At 52.1% G+C, this 24502-nt stretch carries 22 protein-coding genes; 1 reads left to right on the top strand and 21 read right to left on the bottom strand.

What is annotated here, in order from left to right; genetic code table 11:
• Position 1: 1 nt before the first annotated feature.
• The 20 genes from pstA to ravA form a co-directional block, all read right to left on the bottom strand.
• On the bottom strand, positions 2 to 892 hold the full coding sequence (gene pstA / locus EDC52_RS11785) for a phosphate ABC transporter permease PstA (protein WP_131865535.1): 891 nt from the start codon (positions 890 to 892) through the stop codon (positions 2 to 4).
• Positions 892 to 1851, bottom strand: coding sequence for a phosphate ABC transporter permease PstC (gene pstC, locus EDC52_RS11780; RefSeq protein ID WP_131865534.1), 960 nt, complete (start codon positions 1849 to 1851; stop codon positions 892 to 894). Before pstC ends, pstA begins: the two co-directional genes overlap by 1 nt.
• Before the next feature lie 62 nt (positions 1852 to 1913).
• Entirely contained in the window at positions 1914 to 2954 is a 1041-nt protein-coding gene (pstS, locus tag EDC52_RS11775) for a phosphate ABC transporter substrate-binding protein PstS (RefSeq protein ID WP_131865533.1), read from the bottom strand.
• A gap of 212 nt (positions 2955 to 3166) precedes the next feature.
• Positions 3167 to 4999 (bottom strand): glutamine--fructose-6-phosphate transaminase (isomerizing), encoded by a 1833-nt coding sequence (gene glmS, locus EDC52_RS11770; protein ID WP_131865532.1) that lies wholly within the window; start codon positions 4997 to 4999, stop codon positions 3167 to 3169.
• A gap of 138 nt (positions 5000 to 5137) precedes the next feature.
• Complete coding sequence (gene glmU, locus EDC52_RS11765; RefSeq protein WP_131865531.1) at positions 5138 to 6514, bottom strand: bifunctional UDP-N-acetylglucosamine diphosphorylase/glucosamine-1-phosphate N-acetyltransferase GlmU; 1377 nt, start codon at positions 6512 to 6514, stop codon at positions 5138 to 5140.
• A gap of 410 nt (positions 6515 to 6924) precedes the next feature.
• Complete coding sequence (locus tag EDC52_RS11760; RefSeq protein WP_131865530.1) at positions 6925 to 7347, bottom strand: F0F1 ATP synthase subunit epsilon; 423 nt, start codon at positions 7345 to 7347, stop codon at positions 6925 to 6927.
• A 20-nt stretch (positions 7348 to 7367) separates the two neighbouring features.
• Positions 7368 to 8750 (bottom strand): F0F1 ATP synthase subunit beta, encoded by a 1383-nt coding sequence (gene atpD, locus EDC52_RS11755; RefSeq protein ID WP_131865529.1) that lies wholly within the window; start codon positions 8748 to 8750, stop codon positions 7368 to 7370.
• A gap of 32 nt (positions 8751 to 8782) precedes the next feature.
• Positions 8783 to 9646 carry a F0F1 ATP synthase subunit gamma gene (gene atpG / locus EDC52_RS11750; RefSeq protein ID WP_131865528.1) on the bottom strand — a complete coding sequence of 288 codons (864 nt, stop codon included), beginning with the start codon at positions 9644 to 9646 and terminating at the stop codon, positions 8783 to 8785.
• A gap of 51 nt (positions 9647 to 9697) precedes the next feature.
• On the bottom strand, positions 9698 to 11239 hold the full coding sequence (gene atpA, locus EDC52_RS11745; protein ID WP_131865527.1) for a F0F1 ATP synthase subunit alpha: 1542 nt from the start codon (positions 11237 to 11239) through the stop codon (positions 9698 to 9700).
• 12 nt (positions 11240 to 11251) lie between these two features.
• Positions 11252 to 11785 carry a F0F1 ATP synthase subunit delta gene (gene atpH / locus EDC52_RS11740; RefSeq protein WP_131865526.1) on the bottom strand — a complete coding sequence of 178 codons (534 nt, stop codon included), beginning with the start codon at positions 11783 to 11785 and terminating at the stop codon, positions 11252 to 11254.
• Positions 11786 to 11799: 14 nt separating this feature from the next.
• Positions 11800 to 12270, bottom strand: coding sequence for a F0F1 ATP synthase subunit B (gene atpF / locus EDC52_RS11735; RefSeq protein WP_131865525.1), 471 nt, complete (start codon positions 12268 to 12270; stop codon positions 11800 to 11802).
• A gap of 58 nt (positions 12271 to 12328) precedes the next feature.
• Entirely contained in the window at positions 12329 to 12568 is a 240-nt protein-coding gene (gene atpE / locus EDC52_RS11730; protein WP_000429386.1) for a F0F1 ATP synthase subunit C, read from the bottom strand.
• A 50-nt stretch (positions 12569 to 12618) separates the two neighbouring features.
• Entirely contained in the window at positions 12619 to 13440 is an 822-nt protein-coding gene (gene atpB, locus EDC52_RS11725; RefSeq protein WP_131865524.1) for a F0F1 ATP synthase subunit A, read from the bottom strand.
• Between the two features lie 8 nt (positions 13441 to 13448).
• The gene (gene atpI, locus EDC52_RS11720) at positions 13449 to 13829 is read right to left on the bottom strand and encodes a F0F1 ATP synthase subunit I (protein WP_131865755.1); all 381 of its coding nucleotides are present in this window, start codon (positions 13827 to 13829) and stop codon (positions 13449 to 13451) included.
• Positions 13830 to 14464: 635 nt separating this feature from the next.
• Positions 14465 to 15085: a 16S rRNA (guanine(527)-N(7))-methyltransferase RsmG gene (rsmG, locus tag EDC52_RS11715; RefSeq protein WP_131865523.1), complete on the bottom strand. Its 621-nt coding sequence runs from the start codon at positions 15083 to 15085 to the stop codon at positions 14465 to 14467.
• A 97-nt stretch (positions 15086 to 15182) separates the two neighbouring features.
• The gene (gene mnmG / locus EDC52_RS11710; RefSeq protein WP_131865522.1) at positions 15183 to 17072 is read right to left on the bottom strand and encodes a tRNA uridine-5-carboxymethylaminomethyl(34) synthesis enzyme MnmG; all 1890 of its coding nucleotides are present in this window, start codon (positions 17070 to 17072) and stop codon (positions 15183 to 15185) included.
• A 373-nt stretch (positions 17073 to 17445) separates the two neighbouring features.
• Positions 17446 to 17892 (bottom strand): FMN-binding protein MioC, encoded by a 447-nt coding sequence (gene mioC, locus EDC52_RS11705; protein WP_131865521.1) that lies wholly within the window; start codon positions 17890 to 17892, stop codon positions 17446 to 17448.
• 89 nt (positions 17893 to 17981) lie between these two features.
• Positions 17982 to 18443, bottom strand: coding sequence for a transcriptional regulator AsnC (gene asnC, locus EDC52_RS11700; protein ID WP_131865520.1), 462 nt, complete (start codon positions 18441 to 18443; stop codon positions 17982 to 17984).
• 35 nt (positions 18444 to 18478) lie between these two features.
• Positions 18479 to 19945, bottom strand: a complete 1467-nt coding sequence (viaA, locus tag EDC52_RS11695) for an ATPase RavA stimulator ViaA (RefSeq protein WP_131865519.1) — start codon at positions 19943 to 19945, stop codon at positions 18479 to 18481.
• Positions 19946 to 19951: 6 nt separating this feature from the next.
• On the bottom strand, positions 19952 to 21454 hold the full coding sequence (ravA, locus tag EDC52_RS11690) for an ATPase RavA (protein WP_131865518.1): 1503 nt from the start codon (positions 21452 to 21454) through the stop codon (positions 19952 to 19954).
• A gap of 243 nt (positions 21455 to 21697) precedes the next feature.
• Here ravA and kup point away from each other — a divergent pair, with 243 nt between their 5' ends.
• The gene (kup, locus tag EDC52_RS11685; RefSeq protein ID WP_131865517.1) at positions 21698 to 23566 is read left to right on the top strand and encodes a low affinity potassium transporter Kup; all 1869 of its coding nucleotides are present in this window, start codon (positions 21698 to 21700) and stop codon (positions 23564 to 23566) included.
• A gap of 10 nt (positions 23567 to 23576) precedes the next feature.
• On the opposite strand, the gene EDC52_RS11680 is transcribed toward kup, so the two are convergent.
• On the bottom strand, positions 23577 to 24266 hold the full coding sequence (locus EDC52_RS11680; protein ID WP_131865754.1) for a FadR/GntR family transcriptional regulator: 690 nt from the start codon (positions 24264 to 24266) through the stop codon (positions 23577 to 23579).
• Between the last annotated feature and the right edge of the window lie 236 nt (positions 24267 to 24502).

The following is a 24502-nucleotide window of genomic DNA, read 5'->3' as shown; positions in this document are numbered from 1 at the left end:
TCTAATAGGTTTTTTTAGCAAATATGATGCGGGCGATAATATTCAGCAGCAGTACGCAGCAGGTAATCAGCAACACACCGGCCCAGGCCAACTGCTGCCATTCACTGAACGGACTCATGGCGAACTTGAAGATGGTGACCGGCAGGTTGGCGATGGGCTGCATCAGGTCGGTACTCCAGAACTGGTTGGACAGCGAGGTAAACAACAGCGGCGCTGTTTCACCGGCAATCCTCGCCACTGCCAGCAGTACGCCAGTGATCACCCCGGAAATCGATGCCTTGAAGGTGATGGCCGATATCATCTTCCATTTCGGCGTCCCCAGGGCATAGGCTGCTTCACGCAGCGTATCCGGCACCAGCCTCATCATGTTCTCAGTGGTTCGAATAACAATGGGCACCTGCAGCAGCGCCAGGGCTATCACCCCGGCCCAGCCGGAGAAATGCTCCATCTTGGCCACCACGATGGTATAGACGAACAGCCCTACCACGATAGACGGCGCGGACAGCAGAATATCGTTGATAAAGCGGATGACTTCAGCAAGCAGCGATTTACGGCCATATTCGGCCAGATAGATACCGGCAAGAATACCCAAAGGCGTGCCGAAGATGGTCGCCCATAGAATCAATAGTCCACTGCCTGCCAGCGCATTGGCCAGGCCGCCGCCGGCGGTGTTGGGCGGCGGCGTCATTTCGGTAAACAGCGACAGCGACATGCCGTCAAAGCCACGCACTATCGTCGCCACCAGTATCCAGCACAGCCAGAACAGTCCAAACGCCATGGTGGACATCGACAAAAACAGCGCAATCCGATTTACCAGACGGCGTCCGGCCTGTTTTTTACGTCTGCCCTCGGTATCAGATGCTGAACGAGTAAAATGTTCTACCGTAGCCATTATTTAGCCCCTTCATTTTTAGCCAGCCGCAAAATCATGAATTTGGAGCAGGCCAGCACGATAAAGGTAATAACAAACAAAATCAGTCCCAGCTCCATCAAGGCGGCGGTGTGCAGACCTTCCTCCGCTTCGGCGAACTCGTTGGCCAGTGCCGAAGTGATACTGTTACCGGGCATAAACAGGGAAACGCTGTCGAGCTGGTAGGTATTGCCGATGATGAAAGTGACCGCCATGGTTTCACCCAGCGCACGGCCAAGGCCCAGCATAATGCCGCCAATGACGCCATTTTTGGTGAACGGCAGCACGATGCGCCAGATGACTTCCCAGGTGGTGCAGCCGATGCCGTAGGCCGATTCTTTCATCAATACCGGCGTTTGCTCGAATACATCGCGCATTACTGCCGCAATGTAGGGAATTATCATGATCGCCAGGATGATCCCGGCGGCCAGGATACCGATACCGAACGCCGGACCTTGAAACAGGGCGCCGACAAACGGCACCGACGACATCACATCGCCCAACGGCTGCTGGAAATAGGTGGCAAACAGCGGCGCAAAAATAAACAGCCCCCACATGCCGTACACAATACTCGGAATAGCCGCCAGCAGTTCAATGGCTACCCCCAAAGGACGCTTAAGCCAGCCTGGAGCCAGCTCTGTCAGGAAAAGGGCGATACCGAAACTGACCGGAACAGCAATGAGCAGGGCGATAAAGGAGGTGACCAGTGTGCCGTAGATAGGCACCAGAGCGCCGAACTGTCCGGCGGGTGCGTTCCACTCCCTGGTCCAGAGAAAGGCTAGGCCAAACTTCTGAATACTGGGCATGGACGCCACAACCAGGGAAACGATGATCCCGCCCAGCAGCAGTAACGTAACAATCGCCGCCAGTCTGACCAAAGCAGCGAAGATAATGTCACCTTTTTTGCCGGGAGCGCGCATTACCGGCTTAGTGTCAGCCATAGATTTGCTCTTTTAGTTGGGTCACGCCCCCTTCATGGTTCCGAAGGGGGCCTTGGACTTCATTAATAGATAGCTTTACCGCTGCTGTCTTTGATTTCTGTTTTCCAGGCAGCACGAATCTGGTCGGTCACTTCTTTGGGCAGCGAGGCGTAATCCAGCGCATTCGCTTCGTCAGCACCCTTGATGTAGGCCCAATCGAAGAACTTCAGCACTTCTTTGCCCTGTTCTGGTTTAGTCTGTTTTTTGTGCACCAGAATAAAGGTCGTAGAGGTGATAGGCCACGCATCATCGCCTTTCTGGTTAGTCAGGTCCTGAGCGAAGGACTCCTTCCAGTTCGCTCCTTTGGCCGCTGCACTGAAGCTTTCTTCAGTCGGAGACACCGGTTTGCCGTCAGCGGAGATTAAACGAGTGTACGGCAGATTGTTTTGTTTGGCATAGGCATACTCCACATAACCGATAGCGCCCGGCAGACGCTGTACAAAGGCGGCGATACCGTCATTGCCTTTGCCGCCCAGACCAACCGGCCAGTTTACCGTTGAACCGGCACCAATTTTGTCTTTCCAGGTCGAGTTCACTTTGGCCAGATAGCTGGTAAACACAAATGAGGTACCCGAACCGTCGGCACGGCGCACGACGGCAATGTTCTGGTCAGGCAGTTTCAGACCGGGGTTAAGCTTGGCAATGGCCGGGTCATTCCATTTTTTAATGGTGCCCAGATAGATGTCACCCAGGGTTTTACCGTCCAGCGTCAATTCGCCGGTTTTGACACCCGTTACGTTGATAGCCAGCACGACGCCGCCAATCACCGTCGGGAATTGGAACAGGCCGCTTTCGTTAAGTTTTTCATCGCTCAACGGCGCATCGGAAGCACCGAAGTCCACGGTATTGGCGATAATCTGCTTGACGCCGCCTGAAGAACCAATGCCCTGATAGTTGATCTTGGCACCGCTCTCTTTCTGATAGGTATCCGCCCATTTCGCATAAACTGGCGCGGGAAAAGTAGCGCCGGCGCCGGTCAGACTGGCAGCGGCCAAAGTAGAGAAGCTTGCCAGAGAGAACGTGGCAACAACGATGCTGGCAACGGTATTACGCATGAGCTTCATAATCCCTCCTGTGGGATATTATCATTCGGCATTGCATATTTTTAGTTGATTGTGAATCAGTAGACAGGAGGAAAATAGGACAATCAGGTGACAGTAAAATGTCATTAATATGACATTTTTGTGACACAGGAGAAAACGGCGGGATAAGGCAGTGCAGCCAGTGCTGGGTTATCCTGGCCGACAGCGCCCCGGCCGGGGCGCTGTCGAAGATATTACTCGACGGTGACCGATTTAGCCAGGTTGCGCGGCTGATCCACATCAGTGCCTTTAATCAGCGCGATGTGATAGGCCAGCAACTGCATCGGGATGGTATAGAAAATCGGAGCGACGATTTCTTCCACGTGCGGCAGCGGAATAATCTTCATGTTTTCGCTTTCGGTGAAACCGGCATTCTGTTCGGCGAAGACATACAGCAGACCACCACGGGCGCGCACCTCCTCAATATTCGATTTCAGCTTCTCCAGCAGCTCATTGTTGGGCGCAATGACTATCACCGGCATATCGGCATCAATCAGCGCCAGCGGGCCGTGTTTGAGCTCTCCGGCGGCATAAGCCTCAGCGTGGATATAGGAGATCTCTTTCAGTTTCAGCGCACCTTCCATGGCTATCGGGTAAAGATCGCCGCGGCCAAGGAACAGCGCATGGTGTTTGTCGGAAAAACCCTCGGCCAGCGCTTCGATGGTCTTATCCAGCGACAGCATCTGTTCAATTCTGCTGGGCAACGCCTGCAGGGCGTGGACAATATCCGCCTCAATCTGCTTATCAGTGCCTTTAAGGCGACCGATGCGCGCCACCAGCATCAGCAGCACGGTCAACTGGGTGGTAAATGCTTTGGTTGATGCCACGCCGATTTCCGTACCGGCCCGGGTCATCAATGACAAGTCCGACTCCCGCACCAGGGACGAGCCCGCCACATTACAGATGGCCAGCGATCCCAGGTAGCCCAGCGATTTGGTCAGGCGCAATGCAGCCAAAGTATCGGCGGTTTCACCAGACTGGGACAGGGTGATGAGCAGGCTGCCGGGACGGACCGCTGCTTTGCGATAGCGAAATTCCGACGCAATTTCCACATCGCAAGGCACGCCAGCCAAGGCTTCGAACCAGTAGCGCGATACCATGGCGGAATGGTAAGAAGTACCGCAGGCAATGATTTGCACATGCTGTACTTTCGACAGCAGTTCATCAGCGCCGGCACCCAACTCCGCCAGCGTTATTTCGCCATGATTGAACCGGCCTTCGAGGGTATTTTTGATCGCCTGAGGCTGCTCGTAAATCTCTTTTTGCATATAGTGGCGATACAGGCCTTTATCACCGGCGTCATATTTTACCTGGGATTCTATCTCGGCACGCTCGGCTGGATTACCCTGCTTATCCCAGACCTTGACCGTGCGACGGGTTACCTCGGCAATGTCACCCTCTTCGAGGAACATAAACCGCCGGGTGACCGGTAACAGCGCCAGCTGATCCGAAGCGAGGAAATTTTCACCTACCCCGCGTCCGATTACCAACGGGCTGCCTGACCGGGCCGCAACCAGCACACTCGGGTCTTCGCTGTCCATAATCACAGCACCATAGGCGCCGCGAAGCTGAGGAATAACCCTTAATACCACTTCAGCCAGAGTGCCGCCGGCCTGGCGCTGTTCCCAATGCACCAGATGGGCAATCACTTCGGTGTCGGTTTCGCTGACAAAACGGTAGCCGCGCTCAATCAGGATTTCCCGCAGCGGCTCATGATTTTCAATGATGCCGTTATGGACCACCACGATGTGATCGGATACATGGGGATGGGCATTCACTTCGGAAGGCTCGCCATGAGTAGCCCAGCGGGTGTGAGCGATGCCGGTGCCGCCCTTGAGAGGATGCTGCTCAGCCGCACTGGACAACGCACTGACCTTGCCCACCCGCCGCAGGCGCTGCAGATGTCCTTCATTATCCACTACCGCCAAACCAGCGGAGTCATATCCCCGATACTCCAGGCGACGTAACCCTTCCAACAGGATTTCGGCAATATCACGTTGCGCTACTGCGCCTACAATTCCACACATCTGACTTGTTCCTAATTTGAACGGCATGACTTAACCGTTTCGATGATATTAATCGGGTCTATTTCGCGTAAATCGGCTTTATCAGCGACTTTCAGAAAAATAGCTGATAAAGCCGCCCTCAGAGAGGGCGGGGACTGATCACGACTTTTTCACCGGACGCTGCCAGTCAGGCACGGTAAATTGCCGGACCCGGCTGAGCACCAGCTCATGCTCTCCTACATCGCGGGTCACCGTGGTGCCGGCACCCAGGGTTGCGCCTTCACCGATAGTTACCGGGGCGACAAACTGCGTATCGGAACCGACAAAAACGTCATCGCCAATGATGGTTTTACTTTTATTGACGCCATCGTAATTGCAGGTGATGGTACCGGCACCAATGTTTACCCCACTGCCGATGTCGGCATCGCCAAGGTAGGACAGATGGCCGGCTTTGGTACCTTTACCCAACCGGGCTTTTTTGGTTTCGACAAAATTACCGATATGGACCCCTTCAGCCAGACAAGTGCCGGGCCGCAGGCGAGCAAAAGGACCGACGGTGCATTTGGCGGCGACTAGCGCGTCTTCAATGACGCTGTATGGGCTTATTTCGGCATGATCGCCAATCTCACAATTCTTCAAGATGCAGCCGCTGCCGATAACGACGCCATCGCCCAACACCACTCTGCCTTCGATGATGACATTGGTATCAATAGTGACATCGCGGCCGTGCACCAGCTCGCCTCTCAGGTCGAAGCGAGCCGGATCGTTTAACATCACGCCGGCAAGCAATAACCGCTCAGCCTGTTCCTGCTGATACATCCGCTCCAGCCGCGAGAGCTGCAGACGATTATTGACCCCTTCCACCTCGCTCAGTCGCTCAGGGTTGACGGCGGTAATCATCCGGCCTTCCTGCCAGGCCAGACTGATAATGTCAGTCAGGTAATATTCGCCCTGGCTGTTGTCGTTTGTCAGTTGGCCCAGCCACCGTTTCAGATCCGCGCCGCCGGCCACCAGGATGCCGGTGTTGATTTCGTTAATCAGCAGTTGTTCGGCTGACGCGTCTTTCTGTTCAACGATGCCGCTAATCTGGTCATTCTGCCGGATGATGCGGCCATAGCCGCTGGGATCGTCCAGGCTTACCGTCAGCAGGCCTATACCGCCGGCGGGTTTGGCTGCCAGTAAACGTTCGAGGGTGGCAGGTGAAATCAGCGGTACATCGCCATAAAGAATAAGCACGTCTTCTTCATCATGCAGACAGGGTATCGCTTGCTGTACTGCATGGCCGGTCCCCAACTGGCGGTCCTGCAAAACCCAGCCGAGATCGGACTGTTTATCAGCCAGCGTGGTTTTGAGCAGTTCACCGCCGTGACCGTAAACCAGATGAATACGCTCTGCGCCTGATTGCTGGGCGGCGTCAATCACATGCTGCACCAGGGGCTTGCCGGCAAGGGTGTGCAACACCTTGGGCAGCTCGGAATACATTCGGGTGCCTTTGCCTGCGGCAAGGATAACCACGCTTATCACTCGATTCGACATAACCATCCTGATGAATCAAATTTATTTGTCGAAAGTAAACCCGTTCACTGAACGGATTACTACATATTTTGGGACGAAAAATACATTATCGGCTCTTCCAGCCAATTTCCGCTAACTTTTTAGCAACGTATGGGCGTTTGTGCAGCACACTGTCGTGAATATAAGACGCTTTTCACCGTTTATTTTTGCAAACGACGCTGACAACCGCAGTAGCTGCAGGTTACTTATTTAATATAATAAAATAAGAGTAGGTAAATCCTGCTGTCCGGCAGCAAATCAAGAGATCAAAAAGAGGCAAGTGGAAAAGGCAGGTAGAGGGGAAGCCGGGGCCTATAGCCGAAAAAAAGCATAAAAAAAGCATAAAAAAAGCCAGTCATTGATGACTGGCTTTTCAGAGCCTTTCTTCTTGATTACATTGTTTTTCGGGTCAATTCAATGACGCGCAATTTCGCCAAGGCTTTGGAAAGTTCAGCAGACGCCTGAGCATAATCAATATCACCATGTGAATTATTGATGTGCTCTTCCGCCATACGCTTGGACTCCATTGCCCTTGCCTCATCAAGATCCTTGCCACGAATGGCGGTATCGGCCAGTACGGTGACGGCGCTGGGTTGCACCTCGAGAATACCCCCTGAAAGGTAGATATACTCATCATCACCATGCTGCTTAACAATACGCACCATACCGGGCTTAATGGCAGTGAGAAGCGGGGCGTGACCGGGATAGATACCCAGTTCACCTTCGCTACCCGTCACCTGGATTTTCTCGACCAGGCCGGAGAACATTTTCTGTTCGGCACTGACGACATCCAGATGGTAAGTATTTGCAGCCATGTCACCCTCCTCTCACAACGTTACAGTTTCTTGCCTTTTTCCACTGCTTCGTCAATAGAACCCACCATGTAGAACGCCTGTTCCGGCAGGTGGTCATACTCCCCGTCCATGATGCCTTTGAAGCCACGGATGGTGTCTTTCAGTGAAACGTATTTACCCGGCGAACCGGTGAATACTTCGGCAACAAAGAATGGCTGAGACAGGAATCGCTGAATCTTACGCGCGCGAGATACCACCAGCTTGTCATCCTCGGAAAGTTCATCCATACCCAGGATAGCAATGATATCTTTCAACTCTTGGTAACGCTGAAGGATAGACTGGACGCCACGAGCAACGTCATAGTGTTCCTGACCTACCACTAACGGATCCAGCTGACGGCTGGTGGAATCGAGGGGGTCAACCGCCGGGTAGATACCCAGAGAAGCGATTTGACGGCTCAGTACCACGGTAGCATCAAGGTGGGCGAAGGTGGTCGCCGGCGATGGGTCGGTCAAGTCATCCGCAGGGACGTAAACAGCCTGTACCGAGGTGATTGAACCGGTTTTGGTGGAGGTGATACGTTCCTGCAGCACACCCATCTCTTCCGCCAGCGTCGGCTGATAGCCTACCGCTGATGGCATACGGCCCAGCAGTGCGGAAACTTCGGTACCGGCAAGGGTGTAACGATAGATGTTATCGATGAACAGCAGTACGTCGCGGCCTTCATCACGGAATTTTTCCGCCATGGTAAGACCGGTCAGTGCAACGCGCAGACGGCATCCCGGCGGCTCGTTCATCTGTCCATAGACCAGCGATACTTTGTCGATAACGTTGGAGTCGGTCATTTCGTGGTAGAAGTCGTTCCCTTCACGGGTACGTTCGCCCACACCGGCAAATACCGAATAACCCGAATGCTCAATCGCGATATTACGGATAAGCTCCATCATGTTTACGGTCTTGCCTACACCGGCGCCGCCGAACAGTCCTACTTTACCGCCCTTGGCAAACGGGCACATCAGGTCGATAACCTTGATACCGGTTTCCAGCAATTCCTGCGAGTTGGACAGTTCTTCATAGCTTGGCGCCGGGCGGTGAATAGACCAGCGTTCTTCTTCGCCGATCTCACCCTTCATGTCGACCGGCTCACCCAGCACGTTCATGATACGACCGAGGGTAGCTTTACCCACCGGTACTTCAATCGAGTGTCCGAGGTTAGTCACCTTCAGGCCGCGACGCAGGCCATCGGAAGACCCCATGCCGATGCAGCGCACTACACCGCCGCCTAATTGTTGTTCTACTTCCAGCACCAGCTTGGTGGCACCGTTGTCCACTTCAAGCGCTTCATACACTTTCGGTACGGCGTCTTGGGGGAACTCGACGTCGACCACGGCGCCGATAACCTGGATAACATTTCCAGTAGCCATCTTGAATCCTCTACGTAATTCGTAACCCTAACCTAAACCGCGGCGGCTCCCGAAACGATCTCGGTGAGTTCCTGAGTGATGCTGGTCTGACGAGCCTTGTTGTAAACCAGTTGCAGCTCTTTGATCAGGCTGCCGCCGTTATCCGTTGCGGCTTTCATCGCTACCATTCGTGCGGCCTGTTCGCTGGCCAGGTTTTCAACGACGCCCTGGTAAACCTGTGATTCTACATAGCGACGCAGCAGGGTATCCAGCAGCGACTTAGGATCAGGCTCGTACAGGTAATCCCAGGACTTGGCTTTCAAATCTTCCTCTTCCGCAGGCGGGAGCGGGAGGATTTGCACAAGCTGTGGTACCTGAGACATGGTATTGACGAATTTATTGCTGACAATATAGAGCTTGTCCAGGCGGCCTTCATCATACGCTTGCAGCATGACTTTTACCGGACCGATCAATTCCGACAGGGTGGGGTTATCCCCCATGCCGGTAACCTGGGCAACTATGTTACTGCCGACCGAGTTGAAGAAAGACACGGCTTTGGAACCGATAAGCGCCAATTCCGTTTCAACACCTTTCTCACTCCAGCCCTTCATGTCCGACAGCAGCTTTTTGAACAGATTGATGTTCAGGCCACCGGCAAGACCGCGGTCGGTTGACACCACCAGATACCCGACACGCTTGATATCGCGTTCTTCGAGGTAAGGGTGCTTATATTCCAGATTTCCCAGCGCAAGGTGACCAATCACTTTGCGCATGGTATCTGCATAAGGACGGCTGGACGCCATGCGCTCCTGCGATTTACGCATTTTGGAGGCGGCGACCATCTCCATCGCTTTGGTGATCTTCTGCGTGTTTTGAACGCTGGCGATCTTACTACGTATCTCTTTTGCGCCGGCCATCTCTGCTTCTCCTCATTGCTTTATGGCCCGCTTATCGCAGGCCATTCGGCGTTACCAGGACTGAGTTGCTTTGAATGTATCGAGGATGCCTTTCAGCTTGCCTTCGATTTCATCGTTGTAAGCACCTGTCTGGTTGATTTGTTGCATCAACTCGCCATGCTCGCGATCAACATAGGCCAGAAGCGCGGCTTCGAAATCACCCACCTTTGTCAGGTCGACATCTTCCAGGAAACCACGTTCCGCCGCAAACAGCACCAGTGACTGCTCGGCAACTGACATCGGAGCATACTGTTTCTGTTTCAGAAGCTCGGTTACTTTCTGTCCGTGATTCAACTGCTTCCGGGTCGCATCGTCCAGGTCAGAGGCAAACTGGGAGAATGCCGCCAGTTCACGATACTGAGCCAGAGCGGTACGAATACCACCAGACAGTTTTTTCATTATTTTCGTCTGCGCGGCACCGCCCACACGAGAAACAGAAATACCCGGGTTGACCGCAGGACGAATACCGGCGTTGAACAGGTTTGACTCCAGGAAGATCTGACCATCGGTGATTGAAATCACGTTGGTCGGAACGAACGCGGAGACGTCGCCCGCCTGGGTTTCGATGATCGGCAGCGCCGTCAGTGAACCGGTTTTACCTTTGACTTCACCTTTGGTGAATGCTTCCACGTAGTCGGCGCTTACGCGCGATGCGCGTTCCAGCAGACGGGAGTGGAGGTAAAAGACATCGCCAGGATAAGCTTCACGGCCTGGCGGACGACGCAGCAGCAGGGAGATCTGGCGATACGCCACAGCCTGCTTGGACAAATCATCATAAATGATCAGTGCGTCTTCACCGCGGTCACGGAAGTATTCACCCATGGCACAGCCGGAATAAGGCGCCAGATATTGCAGTGCGGCTGATTCCGACGCGGTGGCGACCACGATAATCGTATTGGCCAGAGCGTTATGCTCTTCCAGCTTACGCACGACGTTGGCGATAGTGGAGGCTTTTTGACCGATAGCGACATAAATACATTTGATGCCGGAATCGCGCTGGTTGATGATGGCATCGATTGCCAGTGCGGATTTACCGGTCTGACGGTCGCCGATGATAAGTTCACGCTGGCCACGGCCGATTGGAATCATGGCATCAACGGATTTATATCCGGTCTGTACTGGCTCATCTACCGATTGGCGTTCGATAACGCCCGGAGCGATAGATTCAACAGCGGCAAAGCCGTCGTGCTCCAGAACGCCTTTGCCATCGATCGGCGCGCCCAGCGTGTTGACTACGCGGCCAAGCAGGCCACGGCCAACCGGAACTTCCAGGATACGGCCGGTACATTTGACCTTCACGCCTTCGGCCAGATCCGCATACGGACCCATGACCACGGCGCCGACAGAGTCGCGTTCCAGGTTCAGGGCGATCGCAAAACGGTTACCGGGCAGGGCAATCATCTCGCCCTGCATGACATCAGCCAAACCATGAATACGGATGATCCCGTCGCTGACGGAAACAATGGTACCTTCATTGTGAGCTTCGCTCACTACATTGAACTGAGCAATGCGCTGCTTGATCAGTTCGCTGATTTCGGTGGAATTCAGTTGCATGCTCCAGTCCCCTTAAGACTGCAAGACGTCTGCCAGGCGTTCTAGACGGCCGCGTACGCTGCCATCAATCACCATGTCGCCTGCGCGAATAATAACGCCGGCCATTACAGACTTGTCGATTTTGCAATTCAGCTTAACTTTGCGTGACAGACGTTGTTCCATCGCGGCAGTAATTTTCGCCAGTTGCTCTTGTTTCAGTGTGCTGGCGGAAATGACGTCCACCTCCACAGTCGATTCCAGCGCGGCGCGCAGATGAATAAACTGTTCCAGCACTTCCGGCAATACTGCCAGGCGTCTATTTTCGGCCATGACCTTTATCAGGTTCTGGCCCGCCGGGTCGAGTTGCTCACCACAAACCGCGATAAACGTTTCCGATAGTTGTTCCGGTGCAACCGCACCCGACAACAGTTCAGCCATCTGATCGTTGCGGCTGACCTCGGCGCAGAACGTCAGCATATTCTGCCATTGTTCAACGCTTTGGTGCTCAACAGCAAAGTCAAAAGCTGCTTTGGCGTAGGGGCGAGCTACCGTAACCAATTCAGACATCAGCCCCTCCCTCCTTACAGTTCAGCGACCAGTTTATCTACGATGTCGCTGTTGGCAGCTTCATCCACGGAACGTTCGATAATCTTCTCGGCACCCGCTAAAGCCAGCATGGCGACTTGTTTACGTAACTCTTCGCGAGCACGTTTGCGTTCGGCATCGATTTCAGCCTGCGCTTGCGCTACGATTTTGTTACGTTCTTCTTCTGCTTCAGCTTTGGCTTCATCCATAATCTGAGCTTTACGTTTGTTAGCTTGCTCAATGATTACCTGGGCGTCGGCTTTGGCTTTCTTCAGATGATCGGTCGCATCGGCTTGCGCTATATCCAGGTCTTTCTTGGCACGCTCTGCAGAAGCGAGGCCATCAGCGATTTCCGACTGACGCTTCTCAATGGCAGCGATAAGCGGCGGCCATACATACTTCATGCAGAACAGGACAAACAGGACAAACGCGATGGTCTGGCCGAGGATTGTTGCGTTAAGATTCACAGCACAATGCCTCTTATCAAGTTAACGATTGATGTTCTTGTAAAAGCTGTAGTCAAAACTAGGCTACAGCAAACATCACGTACAGACCCAGACCTACGGCGATCATGGGGATGGCGTCAACCAGGCCCATAACGATAAAGAACTGAGTGCGCAACAGAGGGATCAGATCCGGCTGACGCGCCGCGCCTTCCAAAAATTTACCACCCAGGATGCCGATACCGATCGCAGCACCGATTGCCGCCAGGCCCATCATCACAGCGGCAGCCATGTACAGCAGATCCATATTCAGGTTTTCCATGACAGTCTCCAGTTTGTTTCAGTTTAAACGCAGTAGTAATGTGAAAAAAATCAATGCTCTTCAGACGCCATCGCAAGATAGACAATCGTCAGCACCATAAAGATAAAGGCTTGCAGCGTAATAATCAGTATGTGGAAAATGGCCCAAGGCACATTCAGTAACCACTGTGACCACCACGGTAACAGACCGGCAATCAGAATGAAGATCAACTCACCTGCATACATGTTGCCAAACAACCGAAGACCCAGCGATACCGGTTTAGACAGTAAGCTGACACCTTCGAGAATAAGGTTAACGGGAATAAAGATCGGATGGTTAAAAGGCTGCATGGTCAGTTCTTTAACAAAACCACCCACCCCTTTCATCTTCACGCTGTAGAACAGAATGAGTATGAATACGCCCAGCGCCATCGACAGCGTAATGTTCACATCCGCAGAGGGCACAACGCGCAACGCCGGCAGACCCAGCCAGTGCTCACCCACGTAAGGCAGGTAATCAATGGGGATAAGATCCATCAGGTTCATCAGGAACACCCAGACGAAGATAGTCAGCGCCAGGGGCGCAATCAGCTTGCTCTTTCCGTGGAACATGTCACGGACGCTGCCATCGACGAAGCCGATAATCATTTCAACCGCGGTCTGCAGTTTACCGGGAACACCGCTGGTTGCCCGCTTGGCGACCCGGCTGAAAATCGTAAGGAAGACTACACCCAGCAGCACGGAAAAGAATATAGAGTCAATATTCAGTGTCCAGAATGTCGCCGGTGCGTCGTGGGGATTGACCAGTTCAAAAGTACGCAGGTCCAGCTGAAGGTTATTCAGATGGTGGCCTATGTAATCCTGAGGAGTAGAGATTTCTCCTGATGCAGACATGATGCCTCTTACCCTTTGTTGTTAATTACGGCCGGTGCCAATATCTGCACAATCAGCACCGATAAATAGGTCAGGCTCAGGGGCAGAAACGCCGCCCTGAACACTCCAAGCGCCACCATCAGCAAGGCTATGGTAGTGAATACCTTGAGTGCCTCTCCAATGGCAAACGACCAGGCAACTCGGCCTGCGGCCGGTACTTTTACCCCGAAACGGCAGGCAAACAGCATGAATAAAACATTCGGCAGCCAGGCTGCGACTCCTCCTCCGGCTGCGGAAACACTCCAATGCGCACTCTTTAAAGCAAAAAATGCACTGAACACGATAAAAGTCATCAACTGGATGAACAGCAGCTTTCCGGCGTCTTTCCCGTTGTACAGGGATAAGGTCATGACTTTTCTGTTCTCCATACCCGCTCGGCCAAGATGGAATGTGTATAAAACTGCCTTTGAGGCCATGAGTCAAGCGGTGAAAAACGTGCAAATTATACGGTTCGATGCTACGAATTCAATCGATAAGTAGCGAAAAGGTGAACAATAATTTAAATATCCTGGTTTTCACGTTTTTCACCCAGAAAACGGCAGAATGATAACACGCCTATAACGATTGTGCTTGGTGAATTATCACCGACGAAACTGTGCACTTGATCACATATAATCCGCATCCGTCCTCTACTTTGACCTGGAAAAATTAAATAATCTCATTTATAAATCATCTTAATATAGATTAAAAACAATGGCTTATATTTTTTAGTTTATAAAATGGACATTATTGGCGGTGAATGTCATCTAGCGTTAATTACTATTAATCTTGGGCCGGACGGTTTTAGTTAAGCTGGCGAAATTTTTCCTTACATATATTAACCATGGTTATTATTAGTAAAGATACTAATCCAAAGCCAAATAAAGATGATAATGACATGTAAAATTTAAGTGAACCATTTTCGAAATGGTATTATTTTGGCCAAATAATCGCAGCATTGAAAACGCGGCCGGTTTTTTGCATCATTTATTGATAAAAAGCAAACTTACTGCGCCTTCAATATCACCAGATGACGCTCACCCTCAAGTTCAGGAACGGTCAGCGCAATAACAAATTCGACGGTCACTCCCTCCGGCAGGGCGACCAACTCGGCCTCGGGTACCTGCCCTTTCAGGGCATAGAAGCGCCCCTGGCCCTGCTGAGGTAAATGCTTACACCAGGTCAGCATATCGCCAACCGAGGCGAATGCCCTGCTGATGACGCCATCAAAAGGCTCAGGCGGCGTAAACGCTTCTACACGACTGTTTATCGGCTCAATATTGGTTAGCTTTAGCTCATGCTGAACCTGACGCAGGAAGCGTATGCGCTTACCCAGGCTGTCAAGCAGAGTGAAATGGGCGTCAGGACGCACAATAGCCAGCGGCACGCCAGGCAGACCGGGACCGGTGCCGACATCGATAAATCGTTTTCCCTGCAGGTGAGGATTCACCACAATGCTGTCCATTATGTGACGTATCAGCATTTGGCTAGGGTCACGCACCGATGTCAGATTGTAAGCTTTATTCCACTTATCAAGCAGATGGACATAAGCGATAAGCTGGTCTTTTTGAACATCAGATAAGCTTATTTCAGCCTTCGACAGCAGTGAATTCAATTTGCCCAGCATGAAGCATTCCCCGTATGGCATGGACGGCAGCGCCGTGTTTATGATGTGTAAAGCGGGTTGCCCGGCAGCTACCGGGCAACAGTAGGAAGGAAGTCGTTCAGGCGCTGCGTCGCAGGATACCCTGTTTTTTGAGCCAAACCAGCAATATAGAAATCGCTGCGGGCGTCACACCCGAAATCCGTGAAGCCTGGCCGATAGATCCGGGCTTATGGTCGTTAAGCTTGGCGATCACTTCGTTAGACAGCCCCGATACCTGCTGGTAATCGATGTCCAGTGGCAGCTGGGTATTTTCATTACGCAACTGACGATCAATTTCTTCCTGCTGGCGGGTGATGTAGCCTTCGTATTTGACCTGGATTTCAACCTGTTCCGCTGCCTGGACATCGTTAACACCGGGGGAAAACATCGGCAATGTGGCCAGGATATCGTAGGTCATTTCCGGTCGGCGCAGCAGTTCTTCACCGCTGGCCTCCCGTGACAGCGGTGACTTGAGCTGCTGGTTGACCTGCTCGATATCCTGGGTGCGCGGATGAACCCAAATGTCCCGCAGGCGCTGGCGCTCCACTTCGATACGTTCCGTCTTTTCACAAAAGCGCGTCCAGCGAGCATCATCGACCAAGCCCAGTTGCCGTCCGGCTTCGGTCAGACGCAGATCGGCATTGTCTTCACGCAGCATCAGCCGATATTCCGCACGAGAGGTAAACATCCGGTAGGGTTCCTTGGTCCCCAGAGTGCATAAATCGTCCACCAGCACGCCCAGGTAAGCCTGGTCACGGCGCGGTGACCATCCATCCAGCCCTTTTGCCAAACGCCCTGCGTTAAGCCCGGCAAGCATGCCTTGGGCCGCTGCTTCTTCATAACCCGTGGTGCCGTTAATCTGGCCGGCGAAAAACAGCCCTTCGATCAATTTGCTTTCCAGGGTCTGCTTCAGATCGCGCGGGTCGAAGAAATCATATTCAATCGCATAACCCGGACGTACAATCCGCGCATTTTCCAGGCCTTTCATTGAGTGGACGATCTTCATTTGGACATCAAAAGGCAGACTGGTAGAGATGCCGTTAGGGTAAATTTCGTTGCTGGTCAGGCCTTCCGGCTCCAGGAAAATCTGATGAGAGTCACGGTCGGCAAAACGCATCACCTTGTCCTCAATCGACGGACAGTAGCGCGGGCCTACGCCTTCGATTACGCCGGCATACATCGGGCTGCGGTCAAGATTGTTACGGATGACATCGTGAGTTTGTTCGTTGGTATAGGTGATATGGCACGGAACCTGTCGAGGGTGCTGATCAACCGACCCCATGAACGAGAATACCGGCAATGGACTATCGCCTTGCTGCGTCGCCAGGACACTGAAATTAATTGAACGGGCATCAATGCGCGGTGGGGTACCGGTTTTGAGCCTTTTCACCCGAAAAGGCAATTCACGTAACCGCTGTGACAATGAGATCGAAGGCGGATCCCCTGCCCGGCCACCGCTGTAGTGATCCATGCCGATGTGGATCTTACCGTCAAGGAAAGTACCCACCGTCAGAACCACCGCCTCGGCACGGAATTTCAACCCCATTTGAGTCACAGCGCCGACCACCCGATCATTCTCGACAATCAGATCTTCAACCGCCTGCTGGAAGATCATCAGGTTGGGCTGGTTCTCCAGCGCAGTACGCACCGCCTGGCGATACAGTACTCTGTCCGCCTGGGCCCGGGTCGCTCGAACGGCCGGGCCTTTGCTGGCGTTTAGTATCCTGAACTGTATTCCTGCCTGGTCAATTGCATGGGCCATCAGGCCGCCCATGGCATCGATCTCTTTGACCAGATGGCCTTTTCCGATCCCGCCAATCGCCGGATTACAGGACATTTGTCCCAGCGTATCAATGTTATGCGTTAAAAGAAGGGTCTTACAGCCCATCCTTGCTGACGCCATTGCCGCTTCCGTGCCTGCATGACCGCCACCGATAATGATGACGTCGAATTGATCGGGATAATACATGTTAAATAAACCTCATGGTGGTGCGGAAGATCGTCAAAGGCCTTGGGGAAGTGGATTCTACTCAACTTTGCAGATGAAACAAGTCCTGAGGATCGCCAGGTAATTAAAAAAAGATCTTTTTTTTTAAAGATCTCTTATTATCTTTACTACTAGGATCGTCGCCTTCTGTGGATAACCCTTTTTAGATCAATTTAATCAGCAAATTAGGATCCGTTATTAGTTGTGTGGTAACGGTGATCCTGCCCGGTATAAGCTGGGATCAGATCGGCTAGTTATCCACAGCTCACAAAGTGAACAGGGGTTATACATTGGATAACTACCGGTTATAGGCGGGTTTTCACCCGACTTATACACAAAAAAAGGCTGATCTTTTTCACGCCTTGATCAAGGGGATCCAGTTTTCAGCCCATATCTCAGCCGGATCTTCCGGAATCTCGTGCTGGGTGATGTCGATCTTCAGCACGTCGCCCAGGCGAGTTGCGCCCCTTTGGATCAACAACTGATCGATCTTGTCGATTGCGCCGCAGAAGGTATCGTATTCACTGCTGCCGATCCCTACTGCACCAAATCTGACTGCCGCGAGGGAAGGCGCTTCTTTGGCTATCTGTTCAAACAGAGGCTCCAGGTTATCCGGTAGATCGCCGGCGCCATGGGTAGAGGTGACTATCAGCCACAAGCCCTCGTTAACCAGTTCTTCCAGTTCCGGGCCGTGCAAAACAGCGGTCGTTATCCCGTGCTGTTCAAAAATGCCCGCGATGTGTTCAGCAACGTATTCAGCGCTGCCCAGAGTACTTCCACTGATGATCGTAACGTCAGCCATAATTAACCTGCCTGATAAAAGATCAGATATTGTACGCTGTGAATTGCCTGGGATCTACCTGTGGATAATAGGGGTATTACTTAAAAGGCTCAGGGAGTGATGGTACGGCTGATGGGGTTTTGAAGGGAAATAAGCGTTTCTGTTGACTGGATTTCATCAATGGTCTGGATCTTGTTGATAAGTACTTCCTGCAAGGCATCGATTGAGCGGCACATGACCTTGATAAAGATGCTGTAGTGACCGGTGGTGTAATAGGCTTCTACCACCTCATCCAGTGATTCAAGTCTTTTCAGCGCTGAAGGATAGTCCTTGGCACTTTTGAGAATAATGCCGATAAAGCAGCAGACATCGTAGCCCAACTGCTTGGGATTAACGTCTACCCGGGCGCCGGTGATGATCCCTGCTTGCTTCATTTTTTCTACCCGGACATGAATGGTTCCCGGGCTAACAGACAGATTTTTGGCGAGTTCGGCATAGGCGGTGCGGGCATTAGCCATTAATGCCTTCAGGATATCGCGATCCAGATTATCGAGCTGATATATTTCCGCCACGGTTGCCTCTTGTTTCTTGCAAGGATAGGTCGATATTATCTTCGATGTAAGCGACGCATCAGGCGGTTTTTCAGCCCGGTATCGAATTGCCAGATATGATCGAATATCTGCATGATAGCCGGTTTTCCCATTAAGGACAGCGTCACTGCATGGAACCGCTGGCCAGACTGTTGCTGCCGCTGTTTTATTTTGCTTGCAATGGTGCCAGGCAGACGCTGGGCTATAAAATCGGAAATCACTACCGCATCGGCATCTCGCCAATCCGGGGAGCCGAGTTTTTCGGCCAGATGGTCGATGCAGCCTGCCAGGTCGGTGCCTCCCCTGAACCGCTGACCGAGAAAGCGTATTGCCTGTTCAATCCCGTCAATGGCGGTCAGTTCATAACTCACCTGCCCGGTGGAGAACAGGGTGACAAAGCATCGGCGATTATCTGCCAGGGCAATGCGCATCAAAGCCAGGCAGAACGCTTTGGCGCAGTTTTCGTTGAATCCTCCCATTGATCCAGAGGTATCAACGCACACAATAAACGGCCCGCGAGGTTGTTCCTGGAAACGCTCACTTCGTGCCGGCAGCCTTACCATCCGCTCGCGCCACGCTTCACCATGCAGCCGATAGCTGAGTAATCTCTTTTCCAGCAGTCGGCGGTAGAACTCAAATTCAAGTTCATTCAAACCAAGCGTTGCCATTTCGGCAGGCAGCAGACGCCAAAGATCGTCGCTTTGATGAATGCCGCTCACTTCTTCCGGCTGAATGGCGGGTTCCTTTATTCGCTGTATGACCTCACGGCTCGGCGAGGCAGGAGCGGCGACAAAATTCGCTTCCCTACTTCGTCCCAGTTGTTCAGCTAACAGCAGCAATTCCGGTTGCTGCTGCAGGAACTCGCCGTAGTCGATCAGCAAACGGTAGTCCTGCTGATGTCGGTTGCCGGTGGTCATATCCCAAAGCCGACCCGCAGCCTGGTCATTTTCACTGAGGATCGGCGAAAGCGCACCGCTCATGGCCATATGCTGCTGAAGTTCTTCTTGCAGCAACTCTCTTTCCTTCTCTATCGTCTTATGGTGCAGCGTGGTCGCCTGCAGCGTCAGGCTGATGCGCCAGCGCTGAAGAAACAGCACTTGAAAACCCTCACCGGGCACTGCGCCATGCCAGGTGGCTGATTGATACATTGTCTGTGCTTCTGATGCAAATGGCGACGGCAGACGCGTCAGCTTATCTACCGTTATCGGTAACGCCTGTCTGAATGCGGCGGGCGACAGTAGCTGGATTTCCTGGAAATGATAGAATTCTTCTGCCAGTGCGCGAGGCACCCGGGTCTCCCTCAGTGCATTTTCCAGACCTTGCCTGATGGCGGGGATACGTTTGGTCAGGCTTCTTTTCACCGATGGATATTTTTCAATAAAAAGGGCTAACTGGGGGCTGGCCAGCAACCCCAGCACAAACTCATCAATGAGGTAGCTCTCGTCAATCGAGAGGAATAAGGTCAATGTATCCAGAGACAGCACGTGGCGTCAGTCCTGCCTGGTAATAGACAGCTGATGGGATATCTCCAGCAGGCTGGCCTCTATTTTTGCTATCCATTCCTGAGAGATAAACAGGCAAGCATGCTGTTCGCTGAATTGCCGCCGTTGCTGAAGATAAAGCTTCTCTATCTCATCCAGAGCCTGCTGCAGGTTATCGGGCAGATCTTCACCTTCGGCAAGATGTCCCTCTCGGGCCAGCAGCGAAGAACGCCGGCTGATATCGAATACTTCTATTTGATGCTGTCCATTGATTCTGGCGTCGATTGTTTGCGCAAAACCAATGCCGTTAAGCCGGGCTTTGAGGTCGCCGCCTTTTTCACACCACTGAATGAATTGGCTTCGATCTATTAACAAGTGATTTACCGTGATGTCATGCATCACCAGCGGTATCTGTAGCAGCAGTGTCAGCGAGGGCTGATCAAGTCCTGGCGGCAAACGATAATGGGGTTTGCGTGACATTAATCCTTTTGTAGTTTCCAGAGACAGGGCCTGCTGAGTGTTTTTTTGCTGGATATACTGCCTCTTCTGTCGGTTTATCTCTTGTATCTTCAGCAGCAGTGTCTGCTGCTGATAACCTTGCTCTAGCATAAGTTGCTCAACTTGCTGGGCGACCAGGGCATGACTGTCTGGATCGTGCCACAGGCAATCCTTTAACAGAATGATATCTATTGGCGAGATACTGGCGCGACCGCTGAAGAACGCGCTGGCCTGCAGCAATCTTATGGCTTTTTTCCAGCGCCGATCAGACACATAAGGCGCACCTGGCAGGGCATCGAGACGCTGGCGTAACTGATAAACCAGTTCAAAGCAGTGTTGAGGTAATGGGATATGATCAATCTGAGGTTGCCACTGATCAAATTCTTTATCGCTGATACGGATCGACTCAGGAATGGTCTGGGTCTGCCTATCATCATGATGCACCAGCAGGGCGTGGAAATTGTTTTTATCTTTGATTTTATGCAGCCAGAGACGTATGAGCATGCGGTCATACAAGGCTTCCAGACCGCTGTCGGCATCGGGTAATTCGTTTGAGGCGGTAATCAGCAGCCGCATGGGCATCAGTTGCTCTTCTTCGCCATTGCGAAATCGTCTTTCATTTATAGCGGTAAGTAAGGTATTCAATATAGCCGGGCCGGCTTTCCAGATTTCGTCCAGAAACACAATCTCAGCCTCAGGCAAATAGCCTTTGGTCAACCGGTGATAGCGGCCATCATCTTTTAATGCCTTTATGGAAAGCGGGCCAAACACTTCTTCTGGAGTGGAGAAACGCGTCATCAGATAATCAAAAGAGCTAGCCTGACTGAAAGCCTGTTTCAGGCGGCGTGCTATCTGGCTTTTTGCAATGCCGGGCGGGCCGAGTAAAAAAACGCTTTCACCGCACAAGGCCGCCAGCAGGCAGAGACGAATGGTATGTTGGCGCTCATAGAGGCCGCTTTCCAATGCATTGCACAGGCGGTAAATTCTGTCAGCCAACACCGATGAATAGGCCATAATGAAAGTTCACCACCCTTTTAAAAGATTATGAAACATTAAACATCCGAGGGTATAAGCGGTATAACTTAATGATTTCTCTATTCTGTTTCCACATTTGTTTTAATGGGCTGCATTGACCCGAAGCATGGCGTGATTTTAGATGAGTTATTCTACCAATATCATGCATACTGTGCCCCTTTTGATGGCCAAGACCAGGCTACACAACGGCTTAGACCAATAATCCAGCATAAAGAAAAGGCTATGAGCAAAGAGCGTAAGCAATCCCTTTCAGCTGTCACGCTGGCGGCTATCGGTGTGGTATATGGTGATATCGGCACCAGTCCTCTTTATACCCTCAGAGAATGTCTGGCTGGCCATTATGGTTTTGGCATTGCGCCGGCATCGGTGTTTGGTTTCCTATCGCTTATTTTTTGGCTGTTGATACTGATTGTTTCCCTGAAATACCTGAGCTTTGTCATGAGAGCTGATAATGCCGGTGAAGGCGGCATTTTGACGCTGATGTCCCTTGCCGGCAGGAATACTTCAGCTCGCGCCACATCGGTGCTGGTCATACTGGGGCTTATCGGCGGCAGTTTCTTTTATGGCGAGGTGGTCATAACGCCTGCTATTTCGGTAATGTCTGCCATGGAGGGGCTGAAGATTGCCGCCCCTTCCCTTGATCGATACATCGTTCCGTTATCTATCGTCGTGTTGACACTGCTGTTTGTTATTCAGAAAAAAGGGACCGGCAGCGTCGGCAAGCTTTTCGCACCGGTAATGCTGCTGTGGTTCCTGAGTCTGGCGGTGCTGGGCATCAGAGGCATAATGCAGAACCCAGAGGTATTGCAAGCATTGAATCCCAAATGGGCTATCGCTTTTTTTGCCGAGTATAAGACAGTGTCGTTCTTTGCCCTTGGCGCGGTAGTGCTGTCTATTACCGGTGTTGAAGCGCTCTATGCCGATATGGGGCACTTCGGTAAATTACCGATACGCATCGCCTGGTTCAGCGCGGTACTGCCGTCGTTGGTACTGAATTATTTTGGTCAGGGGGCTTTACTGCTGAAGGACCCGGCGGCAATCAAAAACCCTTTCTTCCTGCTGGCGCCGGACTGGGCATTGATCCCGCTGCTTATCCTGGCAACGCTTGCCACCGTTATTGCCTCGCAAGCGGTCATTTCCGGAGTATTTTCTCTGACGCGGCAGGCCGTCAGACTAGGATATCTGCCGCCGATGCGCATTATCCATACTTCTGAGATGGAGTCGGGCCAGATTTACATCCCCTTTATCAATTGGCTGTTATTTATTGCCGTAGTACTGGTCATCGTCAGTTTTGAACACTCTAGTAATTTGGCTGCGGCTTATGGTATTGCGGTCACCGGCACTATGGTACTGACCACCGTCCTCTCCTGCACCGTAGCCCTTAAAAACTGGCACTGGAATCGTTTTCTGGTTCCTGTCCTGCTGTTGTTCCTGCTCTGTCTCGACATTCCTATGTTCGCCGCAAATGCGATGAAGATCTGGTCTGGCGGCTGGCTGCCTTTATTATTAGGCTTCGTTATGTTCATTGTTATGACTACCTGGAAAAGCGAACGCTTCCGGTTGCTGCGACGTATCCATGAACATGGCAATTCTCTGGAGGCGATGATCGCCTCGTTGGAAAAATCGCCACCGGTAAGGGTGACCGGAACGGCGGTGTTTATGTCCAGGGCGATGAACATCATCCCCTTTGCCTTATTGCATAACCTGAAACACAACAAAGTATTGCATGAACGGGTAGTGCTGCTGACGCTCAGAACGGAAGATGCGCCTTTTGTACACAACGTTCGCCGGGTGACCATGGAGCAATTGTCGCCCACCTTCTGGCGTGTGGTGGCAAGCTATGGCTATAAAGAAACACCGGATATGGAAGAAATTTTCCACCGCTGCGGTTTGGAGGGATTATCGTGCCGGATGATGGAAACGTCGTTCTTTATGTCCCATGAATCGCTGATATTAGGTAAACGCCCCTGGTACCTGCTGGTACGGGGTAAGCTGTTTATCGCCCTGAGCCGCAATGCCCTTCGGGCACCGGATCAGTTCCTGATACCGCCAAACCGGGTGATTGAACTGGGCACCCAGGTTGAAATCTGATAACCGGTGCCTAATCCTGCCTCTGGAGCAATCGCTGGCAGGCGGCAAAGGCATTTGGCGAATCTGACGCAATGATTGCATCCACGATGGCCTGATGAAGTTCCAGCTTTATCACGTCATCAGTTGCAATCGCGCGGAAGTAATTCTGGTAAACCGAACTGAACAGATTGGCAAAAGATGATAGAAATGGATTGCCGCTGATCTCATAGATGTGCCGATGAAAACGGTCATCAATATCAATCCAGCGCTCCCGATCAAAGTGTTGATGAAGAATATGCATTTCCTCCATTAGCTCCGTCAGATGTTTCTTTTCATCATTGGTTGCATTCACGGCAGCCAAAAAGCAAGCCTGCGGCTCCAGGCTTACGCGCATGATAAGGAAATGGGCCATCACTTCATTGAAGTTTTCCCGCGTCACCCACCATCCCAATAAGTCCTGATCGAGGAAGTTCCATTGGTGCCTGGGTAATATGCGTGTACCGATGCGCGGTCGTGGCAGTAACATTCCTTTTGCCGCCAGGATTTTTACCGCTTCCCGTACCGCCGTCCGACTTACGCCGAACAGCTCTCCAAGTTCGACCTCGCCCGGAAGGATTTCCCCGGCATGATAGTCTCCCGCCAGAATCCGCTGGCCAATTTTTTCGGCAATCAGATAGGAAAGATTACGTTGAGCGGCTTGCTGTTGTATGGTCAGATGCATGGCGGGCTGCCCTGTGATGATTTTCTTCATTATAATATGCTACCCGGACTGATATGAGGGGGGAATAGCTGTAATGAGTGTTAACCCCAATCAATTACCGGCATCGTTGTCGAAAAATAGACCAATCAGTTTTTTTTCTTCAATTAGCGCTTGTCATGCCGCAGGAAGTCCCTATAATGCGCCTCCACTGACCGGGAATAAGCGCTTCGACGCACCGGGTCGGGAAGGGAAAAGCG

The organism is Biostraticola tofi (assembly GCF_004343195.1).
Lineage (GTDB): Bacteria > Pseudomonadota > Gammaproteobacteria > Enterobacterales > Enterobacteriaceae > Biostraticola > Biostraticola tofi.
This window is presented reverse-complemented; position numbering and strand designations above follow the sequence as displayed.

What these genes read in the sequence shown, in the direction of transcription:
- pstC (WP_131865534.1), bottom strand. Translation starts at nt 1,851, where the DNA reads ATGGCTGACACTAAGCCGGTAATGCGCGCTCCCGGCAAAAAAGGTGAC.
- atpD (WP_131865529.1), bottom strand. Translation starts at nt 8,750, where the DNA reads ATGGCTACTGGAAATGTTATCCAGGTTATCGGCGCCGTGGTCGACGTC.
- atpA (WP_131865527.1), bottom strand. Translation starts at nt 11,239, where the DNA reads ATGCAACTGAATTCCACCGAAATCAGCGAACTGATCAAGCAGCGCATT.
- pstA (WP_131865535.1), bottom strand. Translation starts at nt 892, where the DNA reads ATGGCTACGGTAGAACATTTTACTCGTTCAGCATCTGATACCGAGGGC.
- glmU (WP_131865531.1), bottom strand. Translation starts at nt 6,514, where the DNA reads ATGTCGAATCGAGTGATAAGCGTGGTTATCCTTGCCGCAGGCAAAGGC.
- kup (WP_131865517.1), top strand. Translation starts at nt 21,698, where the DNA reads ATGAGCAAAGAGCGTAAGCAATCCCTTTCAGCTGTCACGCTGGCGGCT.
- atpG (WP_131865528.1), bottom strand. Translation starts at nt 9,646, where the DNA reads ATGGCCGGCGCAAAAGAGATACGTAGTAAGATCGCCAGCGTTCAAAAC.
- glmS (WP_131865532.1), bottom strand. Translation starts at nt 4,999, where the DNA reads ATGTGTGGAATTGTAGGCGCAGTAGCGCAACGTGATATTGCCGAAATC.
- atpI (WP_131865755.1), bottom strand. Translation starts at nt 13,829, where the DNA reads ATGACCTTATCCCTGTACAACGGGAAAGACGCCGGAAAGCTGCTGTTC.
- EDC52_RS11760 (WP_131865530.1), bottom strand. Translation starts at nt 7,347, where the DNA reads ATGGCTGCAAATACTTACCATCTGGATGTCGTCAGTGCCGAACAGAAA.
- EDC52_RS11680 (WP_131865754.1), bottom strand. Translation starts at nt 24,266, where the DNA reads ATGCATCTGACCATACAACAGCAAGCCGCTCAACGTAATCTTTCCTAT.
- atpB (WP_131865524.1), bottom strand. Translation starts at nt 13,440, where the DNA reads ATGTCTGCATCAGGAGAAATCTCTACTCCTCAGGATTACATAGGCCAC.
- atpH (WP_131865526.1), bottom strand. Translation starts at nt 11,785, where the DNA reads ATGTCTGAATTGGTTACGGTAGCTCGCCCCTACGCCAAAGCAGCTTTT.
- pstS (WP_131865533.1), bottom strand. Translation starts at nt 2,954, where the DNA reads ATGAAGCTCATGCGTAATACCGTTGCCAGCATCGTTGTTGCCACGTTC.
- ravA (WP_131865518.1), bottom strand. Translation starts at nt 21,454, where the DNA reads ATGGCCTATTCATCGGTGTTGGCTGACAGAATTTACCGCCTGTGCAAT.
- mnmG (WP_131865522.1), bottom strand. Translation starts at nt 17,072, where the DNA reads ATGTATTATCCCGATCAATTCGACGTCATCATTATCGGTGGCGGTCAT.
- atpE (WP_000429386.1), bottom strand. Translation starts at nt 12,568, where the DNA reads ATGGAAAACCTGAATATGGATCTGCTGTACATGGCTGCCGCTGTGATG.
- rsmG (WP_131865523.1), bottom strand. Translation starts at nt 15,085, where the DNA reads ATGCTGGGCAAATTGAATTCACTGCTGTCGAAGGCTGAAATAAGCTTA.
- mioC (WP_131865521.1), bottom strand. Translation starts at nt 17,892, where the DNA reads ATGGCTGACGTTACGATCATCAGTGGAAGTACTCTGGGCAGCGCTGAA.